At 67.8% G+C, this 26,724-nt stretch carries 27 protein-coding genes and 2 pseudogenes; 16 read left to right on the plus strand and 13 right to left on the minus strand.

All coding sequences use genetic code 11. The features are described from left to right. Positions 1–112 precede the first annotated feature (112 nt). Entirely contained in the window at positions 113–382 is a 270-nt protein-coding gene (locus tag ACI2L3_RS32080; RefSeq protein WP_404755908.1) for an IS3 family transposase, read from the minus strand. Next, positions 264–878 carry a hypothetical protein gene (locus tag ACI2L3_RS32085; protein ID WP_404756025.1) on the minus strand — a complete coding sequence of 205 codons (615 nt, stop codon included), beginning with the start codon at positions 876–878 and terminating at the stop codon, positions 264–266. Before ACI2L3_RS32085 ends, ACI2L3_RS32080 begins: the two co-directional genes overlap by 119 nt. 366 nt (positions 879–1,244) lie before the next feature. Here ACI2L3_RS32085 and ACI2L3_RS32090 point away from each other — a divergent pair, with 366 nt between their 5' ends. Then, positions 1,245–2,189, plus strand: coding sequence for an MBL fold metallo-hydrolase (locus tag ACI2L3_RS32090; protein ID WP_404755909.1), 945 nt, complete (start codon positions 1,245–1,247; stop codon positions 2,187–2,189). Between the two features lie 349 nt (positions 2,190–2,538). Here the strand turns inward: ACI2L3_RS32090 and ACI2L3_RS32095 are convergent, their stop codons facing one another. After that, positions 2,539–3,444, minus strand: coding sequence for a helix-turn-helix domain-containing protein (locus ACI2L3_RS32095; RefSeq protein ID WP_404755910.1), 906 nt, complete (start codon positions 3,442–3,444; stop codon positions 2,539–2,541). A gap of 208 nt (positions 3,445–3,652) precedes the next feature. Here ACI2L3_RS32095 and ACI2L3_RS32100 point away from each other — a divergent pair, with 208 nt between their 5' ends. From ACI2L3_RS32100 to ACI2L3_RS32125, 6 genes and pseudogenes are all read left to right on the plus strand, one after another. Then, positions 3,653–4,417, plus strand: a complete 765-nt coding sequence (locus tag ACI2L3_RS32100) for a helix-turn-helix domain-containing protein (protein WP_404756021.1) — start codon at positions 3,653–3,655, stop codon at positions 4,415–4,417. Between the two features lie 53 nt (positions 4,418–4,470). Next, entirely contained in the window at positions 4,471–5,175 is a 705-nt protein-coding gene (gene fabG / locus ACI2L3_RS32105; RefSeq protein ID WP_404755911.1) for a 3-oxoacyl-ACP reductase FabG, read from the plus strand. 262 nt (positions 5,176–5,437) lie between these two features. Continuing rightward, positions 5,438–6,652 (plus strand): hypothetical protein, encoded by a 1,215-nt coding sequence (locus ACI2L3_RS32110; protein WP_404755912.1) that lies wholly within the window; start codon positions 5,438–5,440, stop codon positions 6,650–6,652. 246 nt (positions 6,653–6,898) lie between these two features. Then, on the plus strand, positions 6,899–7,417 hold the full coding sequence (locus ACI2L3_RS32115; protein ID WP_404755913.1) for a hypothetical protein: 519 nt from the start codon (positions 6,899–6,901) through the stop codon (positions 7,415–7,417). Between the two features lie 537 nt (positions 7,418–7,954). Continuing rightward, a pseudogene (locus ACI2L3_RS32120) lies at positions 7,955–8,341 on the plus strand (DUF6233 domain-containing protein); the annotation flags it as partial. 62 nt (positions 8,342–8,403) lie between these two features. Next, on the plus strand, positions 8,404–8,682 hold the full coding sequence (locus ACI2L3_RS32125; protein WP_404755914.1) for a hypothetical protein: 279 nt from the start codon (positions 8,404–8,406) through the stop codon (positions 8,680–8,682). A gap of 35 nt (positions 8,683–8,717) precedes the next feature. On the opposite strand, the gene ACI2L3_RS32130 is transcribed toward ACI2L3_RS32125, so the two are convergent. Next, a complete protein-coding gene (locus ACI2L3_RS32130) occupies positions 8,718–9,035 on the minus strand; it encodes a hypothetical protein (RefSeq protein ID WP_404755915.1) in 318 nt (105 codons plus the stop codon). A 355-nt stretch (positions 9,036–9,390) separates the two neighbouring features. On the opposite strand from ACI2L3_RS32130, the gene ACI2L3_RS32135 reads away from it, so the two are divergent. Continuing rightward, on the plus strand, positions 9,391–10,371 hold the full coding sequence (locus ACI2L3_RS32135; protein WP_404755916.1) for an ATP-dependent DNA ligase: 981 nt from the start codon (positions 9,391–9,393) through the stop codon (positions 10,369–10,371). A gap of 144 nt (positions 10,372–10,515) precedes the next feature. On the opposite strand, the gene ACI2L3_RS32140 is transcribed toward ACI2L3_RS32135, so the two are convergent. From ACI2L3_RS32140 to mobF, 5 genes are all read right to left on the minus strand, one after another. After that, positions 10,516–11,499 carry a pentapeptide repeat-containing protein gene (locus tag ACI2L3_RS32140; protein WP_404755917.1) on the minus strand — a complete coding sequence of 328 codons (984 nt, stop codon included), beginning with the start codon at positions 11,497–11,499 and terminating at the stop codon, positions 10,516–10,518. A gap of 214 nt (positions 11,500–11,713) precedes the next feature. Next, entirely contained in the window at positions 11,714–12,772 is a 1,059-nt protein-coding gene (locus ACI2L3_RS32145) for a replication-relaxation family protein (protein WP_404755918.1), read from the minus strand. A 431-nt stretch (positions 12,773–13,203) separates the two neighbouring features. Further along, complete coding sequence (locus tag ACI2L3_RS32150; RefSeq protein ID WP_404755919.1) at positions 13,204–13,950, minus strand: hypothetical protein; 747 nt, start codon at positions 13,948–13,950, stop codon at positions 13,204–13,206. A 1,341-nt stretch (positions 13,951–15,291) separates the two neighbouring features. Next, positions 15,292–15,486, minus strand: coding sequence for a hypothetical protein (locus tag ACI2L3_RS32155; protein WP_404755920.1), 195 nt, complete (start codon positions 15,484–15,486; stop codon positions 15,292–15,294). Further along, a complete protein-coding gene (gene mobF / locus ACI2L3_RS32160; protein ID WP_404755921.1) occupies positions 15,483–17,183 on the minus strand; it encodes a MobF family relaxase in 1,701 nt (566 codons plus the stop codon). The genes ACI2L3_RS32155 and mobF overlap by 4 nt, the downstream gene beginning before the upstream one ends. A gap of 771 nt (positions 17,184–17,954) precedes the next feature. Here mobF and ACI2L3_RS32165 point away from each other — a divergent pair. The 3 genes from ACI2L3_RS32165 (at position 17,955) to ACI2L3_RS32175 (ending at position 21,199) form a co-directional block, all read left to right on the plus strand. Then, entirely contained in the window at positions 17,955–19,298 is a 1,344-nt protein-coding gene (locus ACI2L3_RS32165; protein ID WP_404755922.1) for a hypothetical protein, read from the plus strand. A gap of 65 nt (positions 19,299–19,363) precedes the next feature. After that, positions 19,364–20,653, plus strand: a complete 1,290-nt coding sequence (locus ACI2L3_RS32170) for a NucA/NucB deoxyribonuclease domain-containing protein (RefSeq protein WP_404755923.1) — start codon at positions 19,364–19,366, stop codon at positions 20,651–20,653. A gap of 12 nt (positions 20,654–20,665) precedes the next feature. Continuing rightward, entirely contained in the window at positions 20,666–21,199 is a 534-nt protein-coding gene (locus tag ACI2L3_RS32175) for a hypothetical protein (protein WP_404755924.1), read from the plus strand. A 180-nt stretch (positions 21,200–21,379) separates the two neighbouring features. Here the strand turns inward: ACI2L3_RS32175 and ACI2L3_RS32180 are convergent, their stop codons facing one another. The 3 genes from ACI2L3_RS32180 to ACI2L3_RS32190 form a co-directional block, all read right to left on the minus strand. Then, complete coding sequence (locus tag ACI2L3_RS32180; RefSeq protein ID WP_404755925.1) at positions 21,380–21,889, minus strand: hypothetical protein; 510 nt, start codon at positions 21,887–21,889, stop codon at positions 21,380–21,382. 24 nt (positions 21,890–21,913) lie between these two features. Beyond that, positions 21,914–22,471: a hypothetical protein gene (locus ACI2L3_RS32185; RefSeq protein ID WP_404755926.1), complete on the minus strand. Its 558-nt coding sequence runs from the start codon at positions 22,469–22,471 to the stop codon at positions 21,914–21,916. Between the two features lie 722 nt (positions 22,472–23,193). Further along, on the minus strand, positions 23,194–23,340 hold the full coding sequence (locus ACI2L3_RS32190; protein ID WP_404755927.1) for a hypothetical protein: 147 nt from the start codon (positions 23,338–23,340) through the stop codon (positions 23,194–23,196). Between the two features lie 514 nt (positions 23,341–23,854). On the opposite strand from ACI2L3_RS32190, the gene ACI2L3_RS32195 reads away from it, so the two are divergent. Beyond that, entirely contained in the window at positions 23,855–24,151 is a 297-nt protein-coding gene (locus ACI2L3_RS32195; protein ID WP_404755928.1) for a hypothetical protein, read from the plus strand. Between the two features lie 57 nt (positions 24,152–24,208). Here ACI2L3_RS32195 and ACI2L3_RS32200 read toward each other — a convergent pair. Beyond that, a pseudogene (locus ACI2L3_RS32200) lies at positions 24,209–24,466 on the minus strand (ATP-binding protein); the annotation flags it as partial. A 289-nt stretch (positions 24,467–24,755) separates the two neighbouring features. Between ACI2L3_RS32200 and ACI2L3_RS32205 the strand changes: the two are divergent. From ACI2L3_RS32205 to ACI2L3_RS32220, 4 genes are all read left to right on the plus strand, one after another. Continuing rightward, positions 24,756–25,202 (plus strand): hypothetical protein, encoded by a 447-nt coding sequence (locus ACI2L3_RS32205; RefSeq protein WP_404755929.1) that lies wholly within the window; start codon positions 24,756–24,758, stop codon positions 25,200–25,202. A gap of 83 nt (positions 25,203–25,285) precedes the next feature. Continuing rightward, the gene (locus ACI2L3_RS32210; RefSeq protein ID WP_404755930.1) at positions 25,286–25,912 is read left to right on the plus strand and encodes a DUF6461 domain-containing protein; all 627 of its coding nucleotides are present in this window, start codon (positions 25,286–25,288) and stop codon (positions 25,910–25,912) included. Positions 25,913–25,980: 68 nt separating this feature from the next. Next, positions 25,981–26,199 (plus strand): hypothetical protein, encoded by a 219-nt coding sequence (locus ACI2L3_RS32215; protein WP_404755931.1) that lies wholly within the window; start codon positions 25,981–25,983, stop codon positions 26,197–26,199. Between the two features lie 117 nt (positions 26,200–26,316). Beyond that, complete coding sequence (locus tag ACI2L3_RS32220) at positions 26,317–26,709, plus strand: hypothetical protein (RefSeq protein ID WP_404755932.1); 393 nt, start codon at positions 26,317–26,319, stop codon at positions 26,707–26,709. Positions 26,710–26,724 lie beyond the last annotated feature (15 nt).

A 26,724-nucleotide genomic window follows, 5' to 3' on the forward strand; every position in this document is an offset into this window, starting at 1 on the left:
TTCTTTTGATCGCAAGCGTGGTGACTGTCAATGAGGGGTCGAGTAGGTGCCCACGACGAACGCGACGTAGACGAAGTCGCGTTGCAGCAGGTCATCGGCCCGCTCGTTCCCCTCATCCCGGACGGTGGTGGGGATCGTTCTGCCGCGGCCGGACGCCCTGTAAGCGGAGTTCACACATCAGCCGGGCGACCGTGCGGCGGGCCGCCGGTATGTCTTCGCGGTGCAGCTGCCGCCAGACCTTCCGCATCCCGTAGACGCTGAAGTTATCGGCGTGGACGCGGCTGATCTGCGCGCTTGATCTCCGCGGCCTCCTCGGACGTGACAGCGAGCCGCCGGCCGGTGTCGACCTTGCGGACCCACGTCCGCACCGTCTCGGCGGCATCAGTGCCCAGCTTCGCGGCGACCGGCTTCATCGCGGCCCGCTCAGTTGGGGAGTTCGGACGGATCTCCGCGACCGCGCCCGCGAGCGGGGCTGCACCAGCATCGCCAATCTCGTCCGTTACACCAGCCAGGGCCGCGTCGAGGCCGACCACGCCGCTCTGTTGCCCTGCAAGGTCGCCGGTCTGCTCACCCGCCACCCTGACTGCTTCGACGACAGGCAGCGCGCGCTGCGCGACCAGCTTGCCTACGCCTGTCCCGAGATAACCGTGCCGACCGATCAGGATCCGTACCTTCGCCGGTCTGCTCGTGCGTCCTTGGGCAACCGAGCTGCTGACCATCTGGATCACCCGGCCCCGCGCTGCCGACCTGCCCTTCCTGCGCTCCTTCGCCACCGGGCTCGAGCGTGATCGCGCTGCTGTGGACGCCGCCCCACCCTGCCCCACCACAACGGCCGCGCCGAGGGCGTCAACTGCAAGATAAAGCTCCTCAAGCGTCATCGATACGATCGTGCCGGCCACCCGCTCCCGCGCCGGCTCATCCTGCTCAACTGACTACAGCGCTGATCAACGCCTACGAAAATCTTGGGAAAACCGCTCGTTTGGCAAACCCAAGGTAGACGCCGTGAGCAGCGGCAACCCTTCGGAAGAGTTGGTCACAGCTGATGCGGAGGGGCCCAACAGCCCGCGGCGGCCACAGGGCGCACGAGCATGCTCGGCAGCTGGCGGTTGGTTCGACCTGGACCACATACGCCGCCGGACCGCTGTGAGGCCTCGCAGCAGAGGGCTGCACACCCCTGCTGTTGGAGTTCTGCATGTGCTCGACGCCACACACAGCGAAGTGCTCTGGTCGGTCACAATGCGCCCATGGCTCTCCCTACACAGCTCACTGCGGTGCCCGGCACCGACAAACTTTACTTGTGGGATCCCAAAGGCACCGGCCTTTGGGGTTATGCGAACTGTTTATGGGTCATCTCCGGCCCTGATGCGGCGGTGATTGACACCCCTTACGACGGGCCGATGACGGAGGCGATGATTGCTGCGGCCCGGCCCCGGCTCGGTAGCCGCACCGTGGGAACGGTGGTCAATACGCATGCGAACGGTGATCACACCTTCGGCAACTATCTGTTCCCGGATGCAGAGATCATCGCTACGCGTGCGGGACACGACCACCTTCACCATGAGCCGACACCGCAGGAAATGCATGCATTGGTGCATCAGTCGTCGGCCGATGTTCCCCTGGGACGCTACCTGCGTGACCATTTCGGTGTCTTTGACTTCTCCTCCGCGCGACTTACCGCGCCCACCCTGACCTTCTCCGGCCAGCACATGTTCCGCGTAGGAGATACGGAAGTGGAGCTGCACGAGGTGGGCCCCGCACACCATGTCGGTGATCTGGTGGCGCGCATCGGAGATGTGGTGTGCACCGGGGACGTCTTCTTCCACGGCGACCATCCCACCCACTGGGCGGGGCCCCTGCAAAACGTCATCAACGCGTGCGAACTCGTCCTGAGCCTCAACCCGCGGGTCGTCATACCCGGGCACGGACGGCCGACAGATCAGGCCGGACTCGAAGAGCACCTGGTCTACCTCCGCACGGTGCAGCGCGAGGTGCGTCTGCGTTATGAGGCCGGACTGACCGCTGACAAGGCGATGGACGACCTGTTCCGCCGGGATTTCTATCCTCATCTGGGGTTGCCTGAGCGACTTATGATCGTGATCGCGGTGGAGTACAGCCATCTCAGTGGCGGCTCGGCGGCGCCGACCGTCCTTGAACTCGCCGGCCAGGCGGCCCTCTGGTCGTATCGGTAGACCGCGGCCGCTCACACGGTGCGCGCCGCTGGTGGCTTCGCACCAGGGCCGACGGACGCAGGGCTGCACGGAAAAATGATGGGTTGCCTGGTGCCGCCCGTACGGGAGTGCGGACGGCACCAGACGGAACAACGGCCGGGGGCGACCGCGTTCGGTTCCCGAGCGCGCACACCCCCTATGAGGTTCGGCGCCGCAGGTGTGTAGATCAAATGGCACCTGGAGCCAGCGGCGCAACACTTTTGTGTGGGACGCCGCTCCTGGTTCCGCCTCGTGGAATTATTCGCGTCGTTGTTCGACTTGGCGGAACACTTCGCGGGTCCGGAAGGGCGCAGGTCTCCTATCGTGGGTACTATCTCGGCGCGGTGCTGGTGACGGTCGGCTGACGCGGAGGCCCCGGCTTGAAGACCAGCACGAAGAACCGGGCGCCGGGCGAACCCAGCGGCATGGCGGCGCACATGGTGACGTCGCCTTCCTGGGAGCATGCGTGGTTGTCGCAACAGCGGGTCACGTGAGCGGGCTCGTGGGCGGGACCGGCCCAGGGGTAGCGCATGCGGCGGGTGTCGCCGTTGGGGTGTACGTAGGCCACGTGATTGGTCCGGTAGATGGGGCCGGACACAGGGTCTGCGCTGACCTCTTCGTCGAGTCGTTGAAGGTCGCTGTTCTCCGGATGCTGGGCTACGGCGTTGCGTAGTTGGGCGGTGAGCGGTACGGCCCAGTCGGTTTCCCAGTTCACCAGGTGGTGCTCGCGCGCTGCTTCATTGAGCAGCATGTAGCGCATGAGGTTGCGGTCGGGGATGGCGGGCTCGGCGTGTGCGGCGCGGGGAAACATGCGGACGAATTCGTCGTTGTAGGCCACAACGTTCCAGGCGATGTCGTTGACGTAGCTCGCGTTGCCTACGACGCTGCGCACGGCCTCTGTCCAGGCGGCGGGCACCGTCGCGCCGGCCAGTGGGTCCTGTGGGTGGGGTGGCTCGTGGCCCAGGGCGTAGACGTAGAGGGCTATGCGCTCGCGTTCCTCTAAGCGCAGGACGTCGGCGACGCGGTCGAGGAACTCATCTGCCGGGGAGGGCATTTCGCCGCGCTCGAGCTGGGCGTAGGTGCGTTCTGAGACGTAGAGGAGCTGGGCGACCTGAGCTTGTGACAGTCCAGGAGCTCGACGGCCCCGGCCGGTTCGTGGAGGCCAGCCCAGGTCGGCGGGGTCCAGTTGTTTCCGCTTCCACTGCAGCAGTTCGCGTAGGGCTGCCTTATTGTCCACGTTTCGCCCCTTCCGCGAATATTTCGGGCAGCACGTATCCATTTACAGGAACGGGGTTTTCCTGAAAATCCGCGGACGGAAAAAAGCGTTCCTGGTGACTGCCACACGGGGGTGGTGACAATGGCCGCTCGGATCTGCACGCGCGACGGGAGACGCGTCGGTCCTCAACCGCGAGGGGGAGTTCGCGATGCTGCATCGTGCTGCCGTCATGCCGCCGGAGCGGGCAGGCGGCGCCGTGGGGCGCACGCTCGCCATCTTGCGGGCGCTGCGTCATTTGGGTCCCGGGACACATCCACTGGCGGCCATTGCTCTGCGAGCCGGCTTGCCTCCGGCGACAGCCCACCGGTACCTGCAAGCGCTGCTTGGTGAAGGCGCGGTGGAACGGCAGGGCCCGCGTGGCCACTACGCCTTTGTAGAGACACGGCATTTACTCTCCGACTTCCCCCCCGATGTAGCCGACGACCCGCCAACTGGGCTGAGCTCGCCTACAGTTCGTACTGAGTTGATCACACTACAGTCACGGACCGGTCAAATCGCACTGGCGTACGCGGCGATTCTCTTTGGCAGGCCGCTGCGCGTGCATGTGGAAAAGGCACTCGGGGCACAGGCGGGGCAGCTAAGTGCCGTCCCCCGTGCGTCACTGCAGGCCTTGTGGCGTGCGCCGTTGGAGGCCGATGCGTCGGGGTGGGTTATTCAGGCCTGCCTGGGGGACTCCGCTGCGGCTCGACCGTCTCTCCACCGCATCCGCGAGGACGGCTTTGCCGTGGGATCCTCTCCTGTCACCGGCCGGGACATCGTCGCGGCGCCGGTCTGGCGGGGATCGACCGTGGTGGGCTCCGTCAGCCTCCTTGTTTCACACCGGCATCTGCGCAGCACCGTGGTGCGGGACCGCTTCGCCTCGGCAGTGATGGACACTGCCAGTGCGATCAGCCGGCATCTGACCCGCAGCGGGGCACCAGTACTCCCACGCTGACCGTTCTCTCAGTTCCTCCTCGCCTCCACAGGGGCTAAGAAAGGATTCTCTTCGTGTCCCGTTCCGTTCTCATCACTGGTGGCAGCCGCGGTATCGGCCTCGCCGCTGCCCGGGCCCTGCAGGCAGCAGGCGACCGAGTGGCCGTGACGCATCGCACCGCTGAGCCGCCAGCAGGCCTTCTCGCGATCCGCTGCGACGTCACGGACTCCGCCCAGGTCGACGCCGCCTTCAAGAGGGCGGAAGAAGAGCACGGCCCCGTCGAGGTCCTGGTGTGTTGCGCGGGCATCAACAAGGACCAGCTGCTTATGCGGATGAGCGAGGACGACTTCACCGCGGTCCTGAACACCAACCTCACTGGAGCTTTCCGCGCGGTCAAGCGCGCCAGCAAGGCCATGCTGCGCGCCAAGTCCGGGCGAGTGGTGCTGGTTTCCTCTGCCGTAGCCTTGCGTGGCGAGGCAGGACAGGCCAATTACGCTGCTTCGAAGGCTGCGCTCATCGGGTTCACCCGTTCCATGGCCCGCGAACTCGGCCCTCGCAACATCACCTTCAATGTGGTCGCCCCCGGGCTCACCCGGACCCAGATGGCCGACGACCTATCTGAGGAGCAGCTCGAGCGCCTCGTCACCCAGATACCCCTGGGGCGGCTGGCGCAGCCCGACGAGATCGCGGCCACCATCGCTTTCCTCACGTCCCCGCAGGCGGGCTACATCACCGGGGCCGTCATCCCCGTCGACGGGGGCGCCGGTATGGGGCACTAAGTGTCGCGTCCAGATCCGCAGGAAGGGAAGCAATGATCTGATCCATCGCTGAGGCCGCCCTCAGCAGGGGTGCTGGCGCGCAAGCTCCGACACTTGCGCGCCGCACCGCACTTCACCGTTCCTCGAGTGTCGAGCTCGACGAACGAAGTCCCGTCCTGAATCGGGAAGAGCACCGCCTCGTCACAGGCGGCAACGTGTTCTCCAGCGAACGCAACTCCGCATGGTGCGGGGTCGCCGCACGCCCAGGAGGCGTGCTTCCTCCATGATGCAGCATGTCCGCGCTCTGGTCCACGGCCGACCGGTATCGGCCAAACCAGCGCCAACTCCTTCCGTGTCCCGTCCGAGCGCGACGGACCGACCTACCGTCAGACGCGCCGAGCAGGAACTCGCCACCACAGGCTCCCGGCGGCTGCGCCGGCACGACTTCCTGCGCGCCGTCGACTGGGCCATCAACTGCGGTGGCTGGCCCAGCGCCAACCACACCACGCGCCGTATCGCCCTCGACCTCGCGCGGCGTATGAACGCTGATGGCCACGTCGCCTATGGGCGGCTCGCCCTGGCGGGGCGTCTGCATATCAGCCGCCGGACCGTCGACCGCCACATCGCCGTGCTGCGAGACATCGGCCTGCTGGTCTGGGTGGTCCACGGCTCGCGCAAGAACACCCGCCCCCCGCACCTGCCGGGCTGGTCGGGCACGGCCACCATCTACGCAGCCACCGCGCCCCCTGAATGGGACACCGCGATGGGGCACCGCATTCACGGCACCGGCTACCACGCACGACTTATCGGCTTCACCCCGGTCGGCCGGCACCTGGCCATCGCCAAAGCCCTCAGTCGAGCACGGTCGCGCCAAAGGCCGCGTGACACCCCTTCCTTAGGGAGAAACCCCCTATGTCCTCAAGCCAAGGTAGAGAGAGGGAAAAGAAGTACACCCCGGCGGCGGACAACGAGCAGCGCAGCGGCAACTGCCGTGGCGGTTGCCGCGTGGATTCGTCCCCGTGTGCCCTGGACGCAGACGGAGAGTCTCCGCAGGCTGGCCTTCGCTCTGCGCCCCTGGCTGGCAGCTGGCCTCTCGCGCGAGGAGATTGCAGCCGAACTCACTTCCTGGTGGCTCTCCTGGCGCCCACGGCAGCCAGCCGCCTACGTGCTCTCGCGGTGGCAGGCGCGACAACGGCAGTCGGAGCCCGAGCACCCTGCCCCTGGGTCCCACCAGCCCACCGGTTGTACGCCCAACCACACATTTCTCGCTGCCGTCGAGCAGCTGCGCACCAGGCTCCGAGGAAACACCAACACGATCACGAGCGAGGCTGATCCGCCTGTGTTAGAGATCCGCGCCCGAATCCGGGCATCGCTCCGCGAGGCCTCCGTAGCTCATTTGCAACGCTCGCCCCGGGCCTGCTCCTCCCTGGCCGAATGGGAGGCGCTCACAGACGAGCGCGCCAAAGCCTTCTGGACGCACCCCGCCCCACAGTCCTGAGCATCGGCGCGCTGGTCGAGTACCTCTCCCCCTGCCTCGCCAGAGAACAAGCGGCTGGCTGAACCGGACCTGCCGCCGCCTTGGTGACTGATACACGTTGGGTCAGCGGGGGAGCAGCGGAGGCTTAGCTTCCGGTGCTGGCTAGGCTGACTACAAGCCGTGATCGCTTGTCGACCAACAGGCGAACGCGACGGTGAAAGACACAAGAGCAGTCAGGCGCGCATGATTTGAAGGGGGAGAACGCCGATGCACACGGTCTGGCGGACAATCGTCGAAGGCGTCACGGGATCGATGGCCTACATCACCGACAAGCGCTGGAACATCGTCGCGTACAACGCCGAATTCAAAACCCTTTTTCGGGACGGCCAGACACCGTCCAACATCATGCGATGGATACTGCTCGACCATGAGGCGCGTCAGCGCACGCTACTGAACTGGGCAGAAGACTGGGCACAAGGAGCCTGCCCGGCACTCAGACATGCCGTCACGAACAGCCCAGCCGACCCTGAACTGGTCAACCTGGCGAGCGACGTCCGACACGACCCGGTCGCGGGCCCCATCTACCTGGCCACAGCAACATTGCACCCCCTGCACCCCGACGGAGCCGTCTACCAGGTCAACCACGCCGTACAGGGCCCAGGCTGGGTGATTGTGTCTGCAGCCACGCCTCTTCCCGAAATCGAAGCGCGGTTCGTGATGATGCAGTACCGGCCGGGCCCCACCCGGCCCCACCGGGCCGCGCCCCTAAGCAGTCGTGCCAACTGAAGATGCTCAAGCTCTGCACCAGCCCAGGTGTCTCTTCGCCGGACATGCCAGGCAACGCCGGGAACGCTGAAGGGCCGGATCCTCACGGCACTCGAGTTTGGTCTCCAGCCCGAGACGGCTCTCTCGGCCCCTCAATGAGGACGTGCATCGGCTGATCATGCAGCGGGACGAGGACACGACCCGGTGCCACTCCCGCTCGGGACGCACCACTACGTCCGCATGGATGGATCTCGCCGTCGCCGGGCAGGCCGGGCTGCCGCCCGGAACGGTGCTCGACGGCGAGGCCGTCGTGTGGGTCGAGGGGCGGACGTCGTTCTCGGCGGCGCAGGCCCGCGGCCACTCATCCGCACGGCGAGCATCCGGGCTCGCGGCGAAGTACGAACTACATCGCGTGCGACTGCCTCATGCACAACGGCGTGGACCTGCGGGCGCCCGTACACCGAGCGCCGGAACGCGCTCCTGGACGTGCTCGCCGACGTGCCGCCCCCGATCCAGCCGACACCCGCGACGGACGACCCAGAGGTCGCGGACCTCTAGGACGGCGGGGTGGAGGCCGCGGAGTACCGGGTATGGGTCCGGGCACCTGAGCATGTGCGGCCGGTCGATGGCGTCGACTACGACCAGGTCCCCACCGAGCCTCTTCCGCCGACGCCGCCGAAGTCGGTGGTCCGCGAGGTCCTCGGCGAGCGCCGGCCTTCGGGCTGGGTGCTGGCGAAGGTGCGCGAGGGCCGGAGCCCGTGGGGTGTGCTGCAAGCGTCGGACTCCGCGGAAGCGCCGCAGGGCGCGCCGCTGCTCGGTGTGGAGCAGGCGCTGGACGTCGCGGAGCATCCCGGGACGCAGTTGTGCACGCTGTGCGGGTGCGCGCAGGAGCTGACGCCGATGCTGAGCGGCTTCGGCCACATCGCCGACTCTCCCGATTCCTGACCCGCACCCTAACGGGTGATTGTGCTGGTCAACAGGGGTGTGGGGGCCGGACTATGAGGGCTATGAGCACAGACGAGCCTGATGTTCGGTCGACCGACTTCCAGCCGGGTGACTCCCTCACCGGCTCCGCCTGGCCCGACGTCCTCCCCCAGGCCCTGTCCACCGCCGCGGTGGTCACGGTGGCCGGGCAGGTGGCAAAGGCGCACATCGAGCAGCGCGGTGCTGAGCGGACGGTCATCGAGCAGAGTGGCGAGACACAGCGCGCGGTCATCGCTGCCGAGGTCGAACGTAAGCGGATCCGCCGGCCTCAGCCTCCGGTCGGCGACGGCGACGCCGCCTGAACGCTCCGGAGTAGCCGGTCCCTGCGGCTGCCCCGCTACTCGGTGGTGTGCTCGGGGTCCGGCAGCTGGGGCGGGAAGTGGCGCTCCAGGATCTCCACCCACCGGTGCAGGACCACGAAACCGGTGGTGTCGGCCTGCGCCTGGACCAGCTCGGTCAGCGCGTCGACGAACGGCTGCGCAGCAGTGTCCGGCGGCAATACGACGGCGGCCTGCTGCAGGCGCTCATACGCGGCCGGGAAGACGTCCTTGGCCCACGCGTCCCGCTCCTTGACGCGCCGAGAGCCTGCCTCCCAGTCGATCTGCATGATGGTCCACTGCGGGCAGTCGGGCGTGTGCCACATCTGGATCGGCAAGCCCACCCCGACTCAGGCGTTCTCACGGCTCGGGCCTGCCTGGCAGTCCGGGCACAGCTCGCCTTCCGTCTTTGCCTAGCCCTCCATCCGGATCCTCCCCTCGCCTGGAAAGCCACGAGCCTGCCATGGAAGATCTCTCGCTGACCAGGGCCTTGCTGCGGCGGCGCCCAGCTTGGTGCCCGCACGCTATGGCCATCAGCCGGGGTGGTCGTCCAGGCCGGTACGACGGCGCGGAGCCTGGGTGGCAGGCCGGGAGTGGACGCTGCTGTGGATCGAGAACACTGCCGGCCAGCTGACCGAGGGCAGTCCGTAGCGGGCAGGACAGTGTCGGCGTCCATGGTGGAAGGGATCCGGCATGACGTGGACGCTGCCGGAGCCGATGCTGAGCATTGCTGTCCCCACACCTGACCTGCGGGCGGGCTGGGCGGCTGAGCCCAAGTGGGACGGGTTCCGGGCGTTGGTCTCCGTCGACGCGGGCCGGACGATGCTGCGTTCCAGGAACGGCACGGACATGGGGCCCGCATTTCCTGAGGTGACATCCGGTGCCGCGCAACTGCCGGAGGCGACCGCGCTGGACGGCGAGTTGGTCGTATGGGACGCCGCGGGCCGGCTCGCGTTCGAGCGGTTGCAGAACCGGCTTGCCCGGCGTGGTGCCGGTGCGGCTCGGGCCGCTACCGAGTGGCCGGCTCACTTCATGGCGTTCGATCTGTTGCGGCTCTCCGGGACGGACACGACCAGTTGGCCGTATCGACGGCGCAGGGCCGCACTGGAGTCCATGTTCGCCGCCCATGGGCTCACCGCGCCGTGGACGCTGTGCCCCTCAACCACCGAGGCCGGCGCCGTACGCGAGTGGCTGACGTGGTCATCGGTCGGGATGGAAGGGGTCATCTTCAAAAAGCTCACCGACGCCTACCTGCCCTCGGTCAGAGCGTGGCAGAAGTACAAGGTCCGCGAGACGGGCGAGGCCATCGTCGGCGCGATAACCGGTTCCCCGACGGCTCCCCGCACGCTGCTGCTCGGTAGGTACGACGCGGAAGGCCGCCTGCAGTACATCGGCCGCACCGCCACCCTCGCTCGGACGGCAGGCGCGGCCGTCGCCGGACTGCTCGCTCCGGGAGGCAGCGGGCACCCATGGACAGGCTGGACGTTCTCCGCCGGGTGGGGCAGCCGGGAGACGCTGACCGTCACGCTGGTGGAGCCCGAACTGGTGGTGGAAGTCGGTGTTGACGTCGCCCGGGACGCCTCCGGCCGCTGGCGCCACCCCGCACGCTGGCACCGCGCCCGCCCCGACCTCTCCCCCGCCGACCTACCCCGTCTCCCGTCACGATCCCCATGAACGGGTTCTTAGCCGCTCAGAGCCTGTCTTTGAACCCCCGCCTGCGCCCCGACGCACGATCGCCGCACGGCGTCCCCGGTCACACGTCCCGACCGCCGCTGCTCCCGCGCTCCGCGCGAACGACCAGGGTTCAAAGCCAGGCCCTCAGGACGCTGGTGGAAGCCACCCGGGGGGTAACTCCAGCCCCGGTGGCAGCGGCTCTCCGGGAGAAGGCGCCAGACCATGCGGTGCGGCACCGGTCGCGAAGATGAAGCGGACCGCGCCGCCGGAGAACCTTGCGCCGTTAAAGTCGACCCCGCCGCCGCCGAACTGCGCACCGCCGAAGCGGACCGCGCCGCCGGAGAAATCCGCGCCGCCGAAGTCGACCCTGCCGCTGACGAACCCCGCGCCACTGAAGTCGACCATGCCGCCGGAGAATCGCGCGGAACGGAAGGAGACCGTGCTCCCGGGGCCGAAGACCGCTCCGGAGAAGTCGCCGCCGTCGAAGACGACCCCGGTGAAGTCGAAGTCATAGCCCTGCCAGGAGACGTGTGTCTCCTCGGGGCCGACCGCGGTGCGGTCGCGGATGAGGCGGATGATGGTGTGCCGCACCTCGCGCAGCGCCAGGTAGGCGTGGTAGGCGGTCATGTCGTCCGGCGGCAGGTCGGTCTCGGCGGTGTAGGGCAGCCGCAGATAGGCGCACAGCACGTCGATGCAGGTCTGTCGCAGCAGGTCGGTGGGCGCGTCGTCGGCGAGCCCGGCCAGCGCGTGCACCCCGCCCAGCCGCACCGCGGCGGACTCACTGCCCAGTTGGGAGACGGCGGTGGTGAAGCGCTCGGTGTGCAGCCGGGTGGCCTCCCGCAGCGCCCCGGTCTCATCGACGCGCTGGCGGCGGTAGGCCACCACCAGGGCGACCAGTGCCCCGGCCCCGGCCACCACTCCGAAGGAGAGCTTCACCAGGTCGAAGAGGGTCTTGGAGGTGAGCCGGCGCTCCGGTTTCAGCTCCCGGGCGCCGAGCAGATCCCACCCGGCGAAGAACACTCCGCCCGCAACCATGACCGCGAGGGCGAAGGTTGAGGCCAGCACCAGGCCGACCGGCCACAGGCGCAGGCCCCGACGCTCTTGGCGACGTATCAGAAGAGGGGTCACACCCCGCAGCATCACCCACGACATCCGCCGGCCGCAGGTCTCCGCCACATCCCGTCTGCGCCAAGGACGGCGAAGCCTCCGGGCCTGGCATACGTTGCGCCGGTGCCCCAGCACCAGACGTCCGCCATTGAGGTCGAGATGGGGACGACGATGTTGCGGGCATCGCCGCCGACATCGAGCGTCGGAGCGCAGGCGGGGGTTCAAAGACAGGCTCTCAGCGTCCGGCAGGTTCGGGGTAGCGGGCGCGGCGCCGGTCCGGGTCGTCGACGCCGATCTCGTACCAGGCCTCGCCCCGCTGGAGTCGCGGCAGGGTGTTCACCCAGACCGCGATGGTGATGCCCTGCACGTCGTCAGCGAGCGCCTGGAGGCGGTTGTCGAGCAGGTGCTCCGCCTTGCCCGCCAGGACGACGTGGAGGCGCGGGAAGGTCGTTGAGCGGGTGTAGCGGTGGCGTTGCCAGAACGGGTGCGTGGTGCCGATGGTGCCGCGGGCGCCTTCCCAGACGCGGTGTCCGGCGTAGCGCTCGTAGTCCCAGACCTCTTTGGCGAGGCGGGCCTGGCTCATGGTGCCGTTGTCGAGTTCGAAGAGGCGCACCTCGCTGGTCTTGGTCGGCCATGCGAGGACGGCGTCGGTGTTGAAGCTGAGGCCGGTCTCCTTGACGGTGTGGTTGACCTCCACCTGCCAGTCGGTCAGATGGTTACGGCCACCGTAGGCGAGGATCATGTCCGTCACCGCGACGCCGTGCGGACCGAACCCGGCCCCAACGGCCTTGGCGCCGGTGCCGGCCTTCGGGCGGGGCGGCAGCTCGTTGCCCTCAGCCAGAGCCTTCTGCCCCGCCGGGGTCAGGTTCCAGATCGGGTGCCGTCCGGCCTTGCCGTTCGTCTCCGCCAGCCCGAGTTCCGCCAGTTCCTTCATCGCCCTGCGCACGTACGACCGGCCGTCGGCATCCTCCGCCGTGATCACCTGGGCTATCTGCCGGACCGTGGCTATGCGCACGCACCCCAGCATCCGCAGTGCATCGGCCCGCACCTTCCCGGCCGTGGGGGTGGACTTCTTCCCCTTCGCCGACGTCTCGGGGGAAGGAAGAGAGGTGTCAGCGTGCCGGGTGGCCCCTTGGCGGGCGGTGTGAGCTGCGGTGATCGGGACGACGTTGGAAGCCTTCACGGCACCGTTCACGGCACTGGATTCCGGGCCGCCCGGAAGGTGTTCGGCACCCCTTGTCCAGGTCGGGCGCGGCTCCGGGTCGGGCTGCCGGGCGCTGCTGGTGTACGTCATGACAAGGCTCCTCACGCAGGTGGCGCGGGGGTCTGGATGCAATCCCCCCGTCACCTGGTAGAGGTGTGGCGAAAGTCGACGGTGTGACACTCTCCTGGGTGCCGTTACCGACCCGTGATCATCAGGAGGGTACGGCTGACCTGTCTCAGCGAAGCTGAAGCGGTTCTCACCGAAGATGAAGGGATGGAAGTTCGTCTCACTGAAGGTTGATCGCGCAGATCAGGGACTGCCTTGGCGGACTCGTCGCGAGCCGGTTGTCCCGTAACCGTCGGCTCAGGGCCCCGGCGTCGTCCCTCGCCCAGGTCGTTTCCGTCTGCTTCGGAGACTCCGGCGCCCTACTGACCAGATCCAGGTTCATCTGTCGGTGAGAGGGACCCGGATGCCCTCGCCTCTGGTGAGACCCTCGTAGCCTGCGCCAAGACGAGTCACGTTCAGTCGTGACTCCTCTGCTGCGCTTTCTCCTTCTCGCGCAGTTTGGCGCGCCGCTTCTGACGGCCCTTCAGGGTGAAGCCCTTACAGCGCAGGCCGAACCGCAGGCTCTTCCAGATAATCCTGCGACGCCGCCCCCATCGCCGCCATCGTTTGCGCCTGACGATACGCCGACGCTCCGCCGCGGCTCCGGGCAGCGGGACCCCTCCCCAGGGAACGGGCAAGTCGTAGTTCTCACGCTGCCACCGCGTACCCGCCGCGTCGGTGTAAGCGAACGTCACTGACGGATTCCCCCGCCTCTGGGAGGAATCGGGTGTCAGCTCCTCAGGAGAGTGCCAGCCAGTGAAGGTGAAACGGGCGCCGTCACCGGCGGACAGCAGCAACAGGAGGCCCGGCTCGACGGTCGCGCGAGTTCGCCCGACCGTCGTCCAGCCCTCGTCTTCCCCGAGGTCCTCATCCACGTACGCCTCCACCGTTACGAGGCGCACGTTCGTGACCGGTGTCTGGCTGTGATTCCGGACTGTCACGCCCTGCTCGTCGAGGCTCTCCAAGGCCACGTGAGCAGCCTTCTCTCTCTGCCTGCCCGCCAGCACTCGCTCTTCGGCGGCTCGCTGGCGAAGAGCGATCCACACCGCCGTGGTCGTCGCCGCGATGGTCCCCACGAACGCGAGCCATTGCGGGAACGTCCCCCACCATGACGTGGTTGTCGCCGGGTCCGCCTCGACACAGAGCAACCAAGGAGCAATCACCACGACAACGTAGCGCGGAATCAGGACTACTGGCTGGCGCCAAGGCAGTCCCTGATCTGCGCGATCAACCTTCAGTGAGACGAACTTTCATCCCTTCATCTTCGGTGAGAACCGCTTCAGCTTCGCTGAGACAGGTCAACGGCGCAGACCTCAGAGACGATCGCGAACGAAGTCGTCACCATCCCCGCCACCATGGCCGGCGGCATCACCGCGTGGGTGGTCTCGCCATGCGCCGCACCGCGCCGGACGCGCGGCGGCGGACCTCTATCACAGCTCCCCTTGACCGCGACCTGATCGGCGGTCGGGACCGGCTCTGGCAAGGGGAAATGCTCCGGTAGCCAACGTAGTCAAGGAGAAACGTGCGCCCGCCCAGGCCTGCGCAAGGGGTAGCCTGCCACCCGCTCGGAGTCGGACAAGGGGTGCCGGTTCGCCCGGCCCGAGCCAGAGAAGAGGGTGGGCCTGGCGGTGCGCGCGATCCGAGCGGTGCGCATCGGGTGCGGTGCGGGACAGCGGGTGCGGCGCACCGGGCGCGCGGGAGTGCGCGGCATCGTCGGGTGGTGCGGCACACCGGTGCGGTGGCACGCCATCGTGATGCGCCGCACGGTGGCGCCCATCGTGATCCGGCGCACCAGAGTGGAGTCCACTCGGTGGAGCCCATCGAGTGGACTCAACTCCATCCGATGTCGTGCATCGCCACTCGATGCAGAACCCCTTGTCGGCCTCGGGTGAGCGGTTGTGCATCGGGGCCCGGTGCGTGCTGCCTTTTGAAGAGGTAGCGGAGGCCGTCAAGGGGAAACGTCGAGGATCACGCGGAAACTCGTAGCTGGACAAGGGTTGCTTTCCATCCGATGGGCTGGGTGGAATCCGGCGGCACACCTCGTCAAGGGGGGGATGCACCGAGTGCACCGCGTCCGATGCGCCGTCGCCCTCTGTACACACATCGGGTGGAGCTAGCGGGAGTGGCGGCCACTCCGACGCGTGCCGGTGGAGCGTGCAGTGCGGTGGTGCGGTGGGTGGGAGTGCACGGCATCGTCGGCGGGCGCACCGGTGCGCCCGAGGCACCGCACCGAGCGCACCGGGTGCCGGGATGGTCCGCACTCCCCCACCGGGTGGAGCGCACCGAGTGGACCACCTGATGCGCTCCACCGTGGTCTCCACTCCCCCAGCCAGCGGTCCACTCACAGGGCGCGCGGTGAAGTCCACCGTGGCCACTCATCCCCGACGGCGGCCCCGTGCGGTGCGCCACGGGCCCGGCCGGCCGCCGGGGTACTGCCGTGAGCGGGAGCGCCGCGCGGCGGGTGAAGGCGCAGATCGGCCACCTGCTGGCCAGTTGGCGTCCCTTCACCGGTCGGGGCCAGCTCCCCTGTTCTGGTCGGGCTGCGTCGTGTGGTGTTGCTGCTGCGCGTCGGAGGCCGGAGCCTGCTTCGCCTGGTGCGCGTGCTTGGTCTGGTCCGCCTGCTCTTCGACTGTGCGGCCGCGGGCCTCGCCTGCGCGGGTGAGGGCGGCGAGGTGGGCGAGGTTCTGCGGCGAGGTCATCCACGTCGCGGGGTCCGTTGTGCGGCCCTCCAGGTACTCCTGCGGCATCGCGGCCTGCTGATGGGCGTGGATGGCGGCGGCCCGCTGCGCCGGGGTCTGAGCGGCCACCCGGCCGGGTTGGTCGACGCCGTGCGGCGCGGCCTGGTCGTGGTCGCCGGTGGGCGGGAGTGCGCCCGACGCGGTCGCGGCCGGGGCTTCGTCCCGTGCGGGCGGTGCGGTGAGGGCGGCGCGGATCGCGTTCTGCAGGGCGAGGCTGGCGACCCGGGCCCGCTCGTACCGGGTCGACTCCCGGGGCGGCTTCCCATCAGAGCCCGCGACCCACCAGCGGCTGGGCCAGGCGAAGTCGGCGGTGTAGCAAGCTGATTCGCAGCCGGGGCCCGTCGTCCCTTCTGGGGCACGGTGAGCTGACGGCCGTAGCGCTCCAGGGCCCGGTCGGCGATGTGGCTGTCGATGCCGGGCACGTAGGCGCGGCCGCGCAGGGTCTCCAGCAGGTGCCGGCGCGCTTCGGCCAGGACGTGGCGGCGGTAGAAGACTCCGCGCACGGTGAAGACGATCGCGGCGACGTCGACCGTGGCGAGCGCGGTGTCCACCCAGGGCCCCACCCGGGCCCGGATCACCGCCCCGGCCGACCGGCACCGCTCAAGGAGCCCGTCGACCATCGCCTGCCCGAACTTCAGGAGCGCGGAGACACGCCACCACGCGAGCAGCTGGTCCAGCGGGCGCGGGGTCTTCTTGTCCGGGCGGGTCTCCTGCGCCGCCCACCACGCCAGACCGTGGCGGGCTCGCTCGCCGGGCAGCCGGCCGTGCTTCTTCACGTAGTCGTCGGTGATGCCCTCGAGGACGTCCTCGATCCGGCGGCGGCGGGTGGCCGACCAGTCGATGAGCTCCTGGTCGACGCCGGCTATCTCCATCACCGGGCGCAGGCCCGGCGTCACCTCCCTCGGCACGGTCGCCAGTCCGAGCTCCTCGCACACCTCGGTGGTCATCTCCAAGGTGTACAGCGTGTCGGCGGCCACGACGTTCTTGTAGAGCCGGACCGTGTCCAGCGCGTACCAGGAGCCGTCCGGGCGCTGCACCCGGTTCAGGATCAGGCAGTGCTCGTGCAGGAGGGGAAATCCGTTCCTGTTGTCGTAGTGCCGGAACGCCGCGACGACCAGGGCCGGGGCCTTCGCGCGCTGACGGCCGGACGCCCACCGGGTCTGTGCGACCTCATCCTCCAGCCAGCGAAGGGTCGCAGCGACCGCCCGCTCGTGCGCCCACTCGATGACCCGGCGCGTCCTGGCATCCCCCAGAGCCCACAGCACGACCAGTGACGCCTGCGGCCGGAACACGAAGTCCAGGGCGATCAACGGGGTCTGCTTGCGCTGCTCGATCTCCTCGATCGGCTGACCGAGGACGGTGGCCCGCCGCGCCGTCTCCGGGTCGACGCCGTCGTCCAGGAGCTCGCGCTCCACGCGGTCGGCATCCGGGTGCCGGATTTCCCCGAACACCAAATCCATCTGCCGCTCGGTCACCGTCTGCCCGGCGGTGAGCCCGAGCGCGGCCAGGCCGCGCCCCCTCCACACCCCGGGCGGGAGCCCGGCCATTTCCTGAGCGTCCTTCAACACCTGACCGCCGGGGCGGCGGCCGTCCCCGAACGCGACTCCGCGCATGTAGTACCGCCGGCCCTTCCGTCGCACCTTCCCAACACTGATCATCCCGGCAGCGAACACCGGCTCTGACCTGCGAAAAAGAGCGATCCCGTGGGGCGGGAGGGTTCACCGGAACTTCACGGCCGATCCCGCCGGGCGGGCGTTCGCGGCGGCACCGTGCCCGCCCGGCGGACACCACCGAGGCCATGCAAATCCTGCGCTGCTCCTGGTCACACACGCCTCATCCGTCCCGAAAACCGCCACCAGACATCGCTATTGCCATAACGCGTACACCTACGTACCGCTCCCCCACTCATCGGCCAAAGACGCACCAGCCCGCACCACGTCACCGGCTCCCTTCAACCCGAGTAAGACCCGCCGCCCCCGGCATCGCCGGGGGCTTAGCGCTTACGTGTGGACCCCTTTCAGTTCAGGTTCTCCTCCCCGGCGGCTGCCCCGTGCGGTGCGCCACGGGTTCGGTCGGCCACTGAGGTACTGCCGTGGCGTCCGCCGGGCAGGAAGTGACCTCGAGCCGAATGTGCATGTCATCGCTCTCTGGCAGAGCCAGCCCTTCGGGGCGAGCGGAGGGGACCTGCGCCTGCCTTCTGCTGGCGTCGCGGGAGAGGCGGGGTAGGCCACGCGCTGGCTGCGCTCGTGCGCCTGAGGTCCATTCAGAATCGGCGTGGAGCAGCTTCGTTGTCTTCACTGGTCGGGCAGAAGACGTGATGGAGATCATGTGCGCATAACGAGCCATTGTGTCCGAATATCGGACGACTGTTGCGGATGTGACCGGTAGCTTCTGCTGCGCCCACTCCTGATCTTCCACAAGGAGGAGACGTGTTATCCCCACGCATACGCTTAACCGCGCTCGCTTGTGCGGCCGCCTCCGTCGGAGCGCTGCTGATATCGGCCACACCGGCCAGCGCAGAGGCACCCAAAGAAGCATGTACGGGGCTCTATAACGCGCGCATCGTCTTTTGGGCGATGACCTGCAGCGAGCCCGGCGAGCCGATGATCGGCGGCTTCGCGACCTGGCGGAACGTGCCCATCAAGTTCGACAAGACGGACACCGGCAACGCCACGGTGCAGACGTCCAACTACCTGCGCGTGACACCCAATACCGAGCGCAGCGTGGCTGCGGAGAACATAGAGATCGGCCTGTACGCGGAGAAGACCGGCAAGACCACAAACACCTATGGTCCGCGGTGGACGGAGCTGACGACCAGCGGCGGACGGACCAAGGCCATCACCGCCGGAGTGAACCCGACCAAGGCGGACAAGCGCAACCACACATACATGACGGTCCGGCAGGACCGGGGCAATCAGTGGGATGTGCTCTACGACTTCAACAAGGTCGGCTCCACGACTCATCAGCTGAAGGTGCCTCGCGGCAGATCGAACCGCGTCGATGTCGGTCTTGAGGTCATGGGGCCGAAATACACCGACGTGCCTGCCATCGCCAGCCGCATGCAGTTCCTGGACGAGAACAGAACCTGGAAGCGGGTGGAGAGCCGCAATACCGCGAGGTCGGTGACGCTGCCCGCATGTGGCGCCTCGCACAAGCCTCCCAACTGCTTCACCACCAAGCTCACCAACGCCACCTCCTTCACCCAGTGGAGCGCGAGCAAGCCGCGCCGCCAGGCGGCCGCTCTCGCGGGCCCCGCTGCTGCGGTCCGGTCGGCCCCCGCTGCAAAGCCGGCTTCCAGAGGCACTGCGCCGGAGCCGGATGTCTTCAACGGCGTGGATCAAAAGGCGCTGCAGGCGTGCATGGAGCAAGATCCCGATGCCTGCCTGGAGACCGTTCCCGGGCTTGCCGATTGCGTGGTCAGCGCCCGACTGTGCAACGCCGCGGCGCTGCCTGACACGCCCCAGCCCGCTCCGCAGGAAGAAGGAGAGGGTGAGCAGGTGACGGCGACGCAGATCCGCGAACGGGCGGCATCCGCGTTCGACGTGAATGCCGGTGACGTCATCGTCACCGCCAGTCCTGCGCAGCGCACCGGCCTGGCTTCCGCCTCCCGCGGTGACGGGTACGGCAGCGATGAGGTGTGGACGGTCTCCTCCCGCCAGTCCACGCCGGGGCTGCAGCACAGCGACCAGCGCTTCGACGGCTTCACCGCGCGCTACTCCGCGGCCACCGGTGCCCTGCTGGATGCCTGCTGGGGGCAGACATGCGATCAGTGATCCGCCGCCCGGCCTTCGGCGGCCGCCTCCTCATCACTCGCCCCAATCCGGCAAGGAGCCTTCCAGTGCCGTCTCGCCAGAAACTGGCACGACGCCTCCAGGGCGCGGCCGCCACCGCCGCGCTGACCATGCTGGCGGCTGCCACCCCCGCCGCCGCCCACCCCGGCCCGCGAAGCGCCGCCGTAAGCGGCGAGCGGGTTTTCGTCGAAGCCTCCACTGTTCCCGCCGCAGAACTTGCCGGCTTCAACTCGCCGCGGCTTCTGGCCGATTACATGCGCGACCGCAGCACCGGGCCAGCCGCCGCGGCGCCCCCAGCCGCCGCAGCACCGGCCGCCGACGAGCCGGAGGAGCTGCGCAAGCAGTGCGCCGAGCACGCCGATAAGGCCAAAGGCGCCAAGGGCTGGCTCAAGTCGCGCTTCGAGAGCTGCCAAAAGCGCCCCTACGACCTGGTGCTGCGCAATAAGCGGGGCACCGAAACCATCGGCCGGCTCTGGTTCGACCAGTGGATCCTCGGCTTCGCTCACGACGGCAGCCGCCGCGTCGACTACACCTCCAGTATCGAGAACATCCGTGTGCAGCCCATCCCGTCTGAGGACGCCACAAAGTGGCGCATCGGCCAGCACTTCTCGCACACCATCAACGCCGGCACCAGCAGCCCTGACGCGAAGGTGAATGCACCACAGACCACCAGCCGGGACGAACTGCTGGGTGTGTGGGACCGTGATCCGCGATGGACGCTCACCTACACCTCCCCCGACAAAGGCGCCTTCGACCCCAAGAATGATCAGCGCGTGGACACCCTGGTCACGATGGATCTGACCGTGGACTCCCCCAACGCCACGCCCTACCCCGACGGAGTCGGCGCCTACCACTCCAACGTGCGCTTCGACTACGCCGGGCAGATAGCGGGCAAGCACAAAGGCACCGTCTTCACCGAGGCCCGCGTCCAGCTGACGATGAGCAGGAAGGATCCCGAAGTCAAGGAGAGCTCCCTGCACATCTATGACGCCCAAAAGCGCCCCGAACGGACCTTCCCTTCCTTCGTCGGCAAGAGCGTGCCTGGCGAGAAGGAGCCCCTGCACCGGCTCGTCGACAAAGACAAGCAGGAGGAGAACCGAACCAAATCCATCAGCGAGTGCAAGAAGGTCTGGGGCAACTACACCGGCAGCGGCCTGCAGTGCGACGAGTATCCCTTCGCCTCCACCCGGGAAGGGTCCACGAAGGGCGACAACCGCTTCTCCGTCCGCCTCATTGATGGCAAGGACAACCTGGCAGGCGGCAAACGGATCAACAAGACGTATACGCTCAATCGCGTCCTTGACGGCGACCCCTTCTACGTGAAGATCACCGACTAGCCGGGAAATGACATGCCGCTCCTCACCGAGTACACCTGCACGGCCACCCCAGGCCGCCGCGTCTTGGAGGTGTACGACGCCGACACTTACCCCGACGACACAGCAATCCTGCAGACCGCCGAAGAACAGGTAGTAGCCGGACAGCGCCACCACCTCTATCTGGTCAGCCTCCAGCCCGCCCTCAAGGCCCAGGTCAGCATCCGCGTCTGGGACACCGTCCCGCAGGTGCCTGCCGACGCCGAAGGCCACGTACCGCTCGCCATCGAGTCGCAGACCGGCACCCTCGTCGTCAACGAGCTCGAGTTCGGCCCCGCCGGCGAGACAAATCTGCCCCGCCCCGGCGTATATGAGGGCCACGCCTGGTGGCGTGGCCGACAAGCCGCAGGTGACTACTACGACAGCTACCTCGAACAGGACACCGAGGACTGGACCCTGGAACAGACCCGTAGCTACCTCGCCCAGTGCCCCGCGGGCGAGCACTACGTCCTCGACCTCGCCTTCCTCCGCGAGCCGGACCCACTCGATGAAAACGAAGCAGATCGCTGAAGCCCCGCAACCATGCGGCAGCGGCCAGCCTGCGCCTGAACGGAGCCAGACGCCGGGCACGCGGACGGCTGGCGAGGTGCTCAGTCACCTGCTGCGGCGCGCGTCGCCCTGCTCTGATCCCACAAGGGGCGCCCGGTGCACCGGGCGCCCCTTGCTCGGGTCGCGCATAGTTCTGCCGCGTCAGCCCTTATCCGTATCCGGTGAATCCGGATCGCTGATGCGAGGAAGGGGCTTGAACGGTCCCAGCTGGGGCCGTTGCCGCTTGCGCAGATGCCGGTGCCACTGCTTGACGCACCAGATGGCGAAGGCGATAGGCACGAACGACAGCACCGTGGGAACCATGGGCGGCAGCGAAGTCCACAGGGACATCGGCCGCACCACGCCAAGCACGATCGGCACCACGACGCTCAGCCCCATCAGGAGAGCGCCCCACAGATCGTCGACCCGGGACCACCACGTCCGGCTCTGCAAAAAGGGCTCGACGAGCATCATCACTGCCAGCGCGAGCCCCACGACCGGCGCGAACAGCCAGGGCGCCATGGGCAAGCCGTGATTGCCGAAGAGCTCGCCGATGAACGTGGCAGGGATGTACGCGATGAGCAGGAACGTCAGGGTGTAGACGATGCCGCTGGCGGCGGCACCGAGTTCGTCGTCAGAGTCCTGCTCGGGAGGTCCTGGGTTCCGCTTCATCGCAGACCTCCTCCCTCAAAGTTCCTACAGACAGGCGTGAGCCAGTGCGGGCAGGCCGGTGGAGTTGATGATGAGGTTCGCGATGTCATCGTCGATGCCGCCAGGGTACTTACCGTGCTTGATGTAGGCCCAGATGGCCTTGACGACCTTCTTGCCGTTCTTGACCAGCTTCCACGCCTTAGCGATACCGATCCCGTTCTCGGCGGCGAACTTGGCGACTCCGGTCGCGCACCCGAACCAGCCGAACTGGACACCGGGCTTGGCCTGGACGCTGGGGTCCAGGAGCTCGACGACCTCACGCAGCGCGTCCTGGTCGCCCGCCTCGACTCGCTTGATCAGCGATTCGGGTATGGAGCTGATGACGTCGACCGCGCGCTGGATCGCGGCCTCCCCCTCGGCGTCGCTCACACCGGACAGATCGATGTCAGCACGGATAGGGGCGGATATCGCGGTCTGCGTGCTGTTCACACGTGTGCGGTCGGCGGCCATCGCCGAGCCGGACAGTCCTGTACCAACGATCGCTGCGGCCACTAGAGCGGCGACGGCCGCACCACATCTGCGCCGGTACGTCTTGTTCTGCATGCCCCGTGCTCCCTTTGAGCGTGTATGTCGGGCATGGTTCGCAACCCAGTCTTTTCACATGGAAAGGGGCCAACCATGCCTTGCGGTCAAGATCAACTTGATCACGGCCTGCAGAGCCAAGCTGTGACGGAGGCCACAATTCCGCCTCGGCGATGCCCGGAATCGCAAGAGTTGGCGCGATTTGGACGGCAAGAAGACAGGCTGCGAGTCCAACTCGCCTTCGATAGCGTGGAGTCGTTGTTTGGCGTGGTCGGTCGGGTGAGGGCACCTTGGCCAAATCCGCCCACCCTCACCCCGAAGGCCACTTCTCGGTGCAAGGGTGCCGAAAGTGGAGCGCGACACCGGGCGCTCCGACTCGGTCCCGCTATCACTCTGCGCACGCCGCCACAGCAGGTGGCGGGAGCACAGCGGTCGGCGAGGTGCTCGCCATGCCTGCCGTGCGTGGACCGACACGTGATTGCAGCGGCCGTGCCAACGCAGCCCGCACGACACCGTGAGCAGGACCGGGCCAACCCTTCGTCATCCTCGGGATCAGCGGAGTGCAGTCGGCGCGGACTGCATCGCTAGTGCCGTTGAAGCTGCCGTCGCCCGCAGAGCGAGCCGTCGGGGCACACCATGTAGCGCCAGGTGAACGACAGCCCCCTTCGGGTGGATCGTCGACGCGAACCGTCACGATCCGCACGTCCGCCGCTCAACGTCACCAGGTCGATAAGGGAAGCTACTCACGTGCCGCTGTCGCCGAACAGCGGCACCGCAACTGGCATGAGGTCGTCCCGGATCCGGGCGAATCGCAGCGGGTGTCGCCACGATCCACGCTCCTGCGCCGTGTCCACCATGATCTCGGCGACCAGCGCCGGTTCGACGAGCATGACGTCGAGCGGCGTCCGCGACCCCCAGGAGGCCGCGAACCGTACGCCCCCCCCCACGGGTGACCGGGCCCTACGGGCGTCAGCCGCTCTGCCAAGTCGCGCGCCGCTTCCGGCCGTAGCGGCGTACTGCGGCCGATCGGCCTGAGCCCACCCTTCTCGTCGAGGCGGGCCCAACACGAGCGTCTGCGGCCGCCGTACGGTGCCGGTAATCGCGCCCACCACCGCCTCAGTGGTATCCCGACGGCGCAGCTTGTACAGCGCGCGGGCTCCCGGCAGATACCGCTGCCCGCTCCCCCGGATCAACAGTCCTTCGACGCCCGGCACCCGCGTCCAGGACGTCAGTCACTCCTTGGTGGCTTCGTTCACTTCAAGCGGCAGCGTTTGTTCAGCAGTCTGGGAGGCAGTTGGTGATCCACTGGCTCGCTGATGTTCACGAGAAATGAAGGCAGTCTGATGTTCGAGCGTCCGGGATGATCGGGGAGGAGTTCGGATCCGCGAGGGAAGGAACAGCGCGATGGCGATCAGGGGGCTGAGCCCGGAGAGGACGGCCCGGCTTGAAGCGCTCGTCGACGAGTGCCGGCCGCTGTTGGCAGGGAACGACGGAATGGCTGCCGTGCAGCGGCTGCTGAGCGAGCGCCGGGTCGAGGTGCTTGATGCCGTGGTGATCACGCGTGAACTGCTGGGGGCGGGTCCGACGTCGCTCGCGGAGGCGAAGACCATCGTTCTGACGAGCCCGGGCAGAGGGCGTGAGCTGAGGGTGCACGAGCAGTTCATGGGCGGCTTGGAGCAGAACGGTGCCTTCGACCAGTGACAACCGGCTGGTCAGCGCCCCGCCACCCGCGAAGGGTGGCGGGTTGAAAGAAAGCCGTCAGACGGCCTTGGCTGGTTGTTCGACCCGGGCCCGGGTGGAGGCGAGCCGGTAGGAGTCGGTGCCGGTCTCGATGATCGTGCCGTTGAAGGTCAGACGGTCCACGATGGCCGCGCAGAGCCGGGGGTCGGTGAACGTCTTCGTCCACCCGCCGAAGGACTCGTTGGAGGCGATGGCGACGCTGTTCTTTTCCTCGCGCTCGGTCAACACTTGGAAGAGCAGTTCGGCGCCGTGCCGGTCGAGTTCCATGTATCCGAGGCAGCGCCTACTCTCCGGTGGCGAACCCGGCAGCATCCCGGTGGGAGGCCGAGGGCGCCGAGATCCGCTGCGACAAGATTTCCTCCGCCACTCCGGGCTGTACGTTCCGCAAGTACATTCCGACGTGGGTGATGAACTTCGACAAGGCACCGCCGGCCGTTGCACACGCCTGGCTGATCCAGGCCAAGCTCCCCACCACCCTGGCAGCAAGGCCTCCAAGAAGCCCCTGTTCTACCTGCCTGCCGCGGACAAGAATGCGCACAACCGCAAGCCGGACGACAACCGTAAGGTGATCTGCCCGGACGGGTGGGCGGCCACCTACGGCAACCCGGACGCCACCAAGGTCACCGCGATCAGCTCCACCGACAAGGTGTCCTGCGATGAGTTCGCCTACGCCTCCACCTACAACTCCGGTGGCATGCCCACCGGCATGGGCGGCATGAACGAGGTCGACACGGGCAACGACTGCGTGCAGACCTATGCCACCCGGGTCAAGCAGGGTGAATGGCACCTGTACGACGATGTCCGCACGGCTGCCCCTACGTGGAAGGAGAAGTGCGGCCGCTCGGCCATGTCCGGCTGGATCAACTCCACCTCGATGGGCGGAGCATTCAGCGGAGGCTTCTCGGGCAAGTACCGGCTGCTAGACCAGGACCCCTACTGGGTCGACTTCCCCAAGTTCGCGCACTGCGACGCAACCAAGCCGACCGTGACCTGCACGGTCCCCAAGCCGTAAGTTGCTGAACGCCGGCGGGGGCACAACCGTCCTTGCAGTTGTGCCCCCGTCGGCCACGCATCCCCGAAAGAGAGAATGCCGCAATGCCTGACAGTCTTGAGTGGATCGCCGATGCGTGGAACTCCAAGGGCCTGTACATCACCTGCGCCCGCGGCCTCAGTCCCCAGCAGCTGGCCGAGCGCATGGCTGATCACGAGCCCGTGGAGATCAAACCCGCCACCACCCTCCAGGAAGCCTCCAGCATGGTTGACATGTCCCAGGCCTACTGCGCGGGGCTCATCGGCCAAGCCGGCGACTGGGCGTTCATCGTGGAAAGCGGCGGCAGCGAAGGCTGGGCCCTGGATCCGGCCGTATCCCGCGGCGCCGAAGTGCTGATCTTCGATCCACGGCCCGACGACCCGCCCTCCTTCTTCAGCTACCACGCCGACGGTGAGGTACAGCTGCACTTCGAACTGGGCGCCGGCTACGACCCCGCAGGCGCCCAGCCCAACCTGCTACGCCCGGCCCTCGAGGAGGCCGGGGCCATCGCTCCCCAAGACTCCATCGACGACATGCTGGGCATGGACGAAGAACTATCGACACACGAACAACAACGCCGGGCACTGACGGTCATCGGCGCACACTTCGGACTGTCCCTGCCGCAGGAGGCCATCGAAAGCGGGCACCTCCCTGCCGTCATCACCCGCACCTCTCCCCCCTCCACCTGGTAGCACAGGCCCTTCAGGTTCCTGACACTGGTGGCGACGCCACTCCACCGCAGACCAGCCCGACGGTCAGGGTGATCGACCACACCCGACGGCTCGGCGACTCCAGGAACCGAATAGCGCAGGCCAACTTCGCAGCGCGCAGGCAGCTCGGCGCGGCGCAGGCCGGTGTCGGAGGCGTGGTCCAGTTCCAGGATCCACCACTCCCCCAGCCGGGCCTCGTGGCCGGTGACCACGTGAGGGACGGCGACGGTGTGGAGGAGGCCGAGGCGGCGCAGCAGGCCGCTGGGTAGCCAGGCCACCTCGCGCCAGGTGGACTCGTAGGTCAGGGGCTGACGCTCGTCCTCCCAGCGCCGCTCGTCGGCGGTCCAGGTGTCGCCGGCACGCCAGCTGGCCTCACCTCCGAAGTCGTGGATTCGCTCGGCAAGGACAGCCTCGGCCTTCTGGAACGCGCGTCGGAACACTCCGGTGAACCGGATGCTTGTCGGCTGTCCGAGCCGGCGGAGCTCGATGCCGCAGTCGGTGCGTGCGGTGATCCGGACCCCGTTGAGACCCTGGATCTCATCTTGGCCGGTGCCCGCCTGCACCCGGCCGGGCAACAGGGCGGCCAGCACGCCGTCGACGCTCGCCGCGCTCTCCAGGTCGAGCCGGATTCCCTCCGCGGTGGGCTGTACGTACCGGATCCCGAAGGGGAATTCGAAGAAGTTCCGCTGGTAACTGAGAATCCGGTAGAACGCCTCGGACTCGAGCAGGAGTTGCGCCTGGCGGGCGGGGGCTGGGATGAGAGGTGCGCGGCGGGGTAGGCCAGCGACGACGTC

Origin of the sequence: Streptomyces sp. NPDC029674 (genome assembly GCF_044903205.1) — a bacterium.
GTDB lineage: Bacteria > Actinomycetota > Actinomycetes > Streptomycetales > Streptomycetaceae > Streptomyces.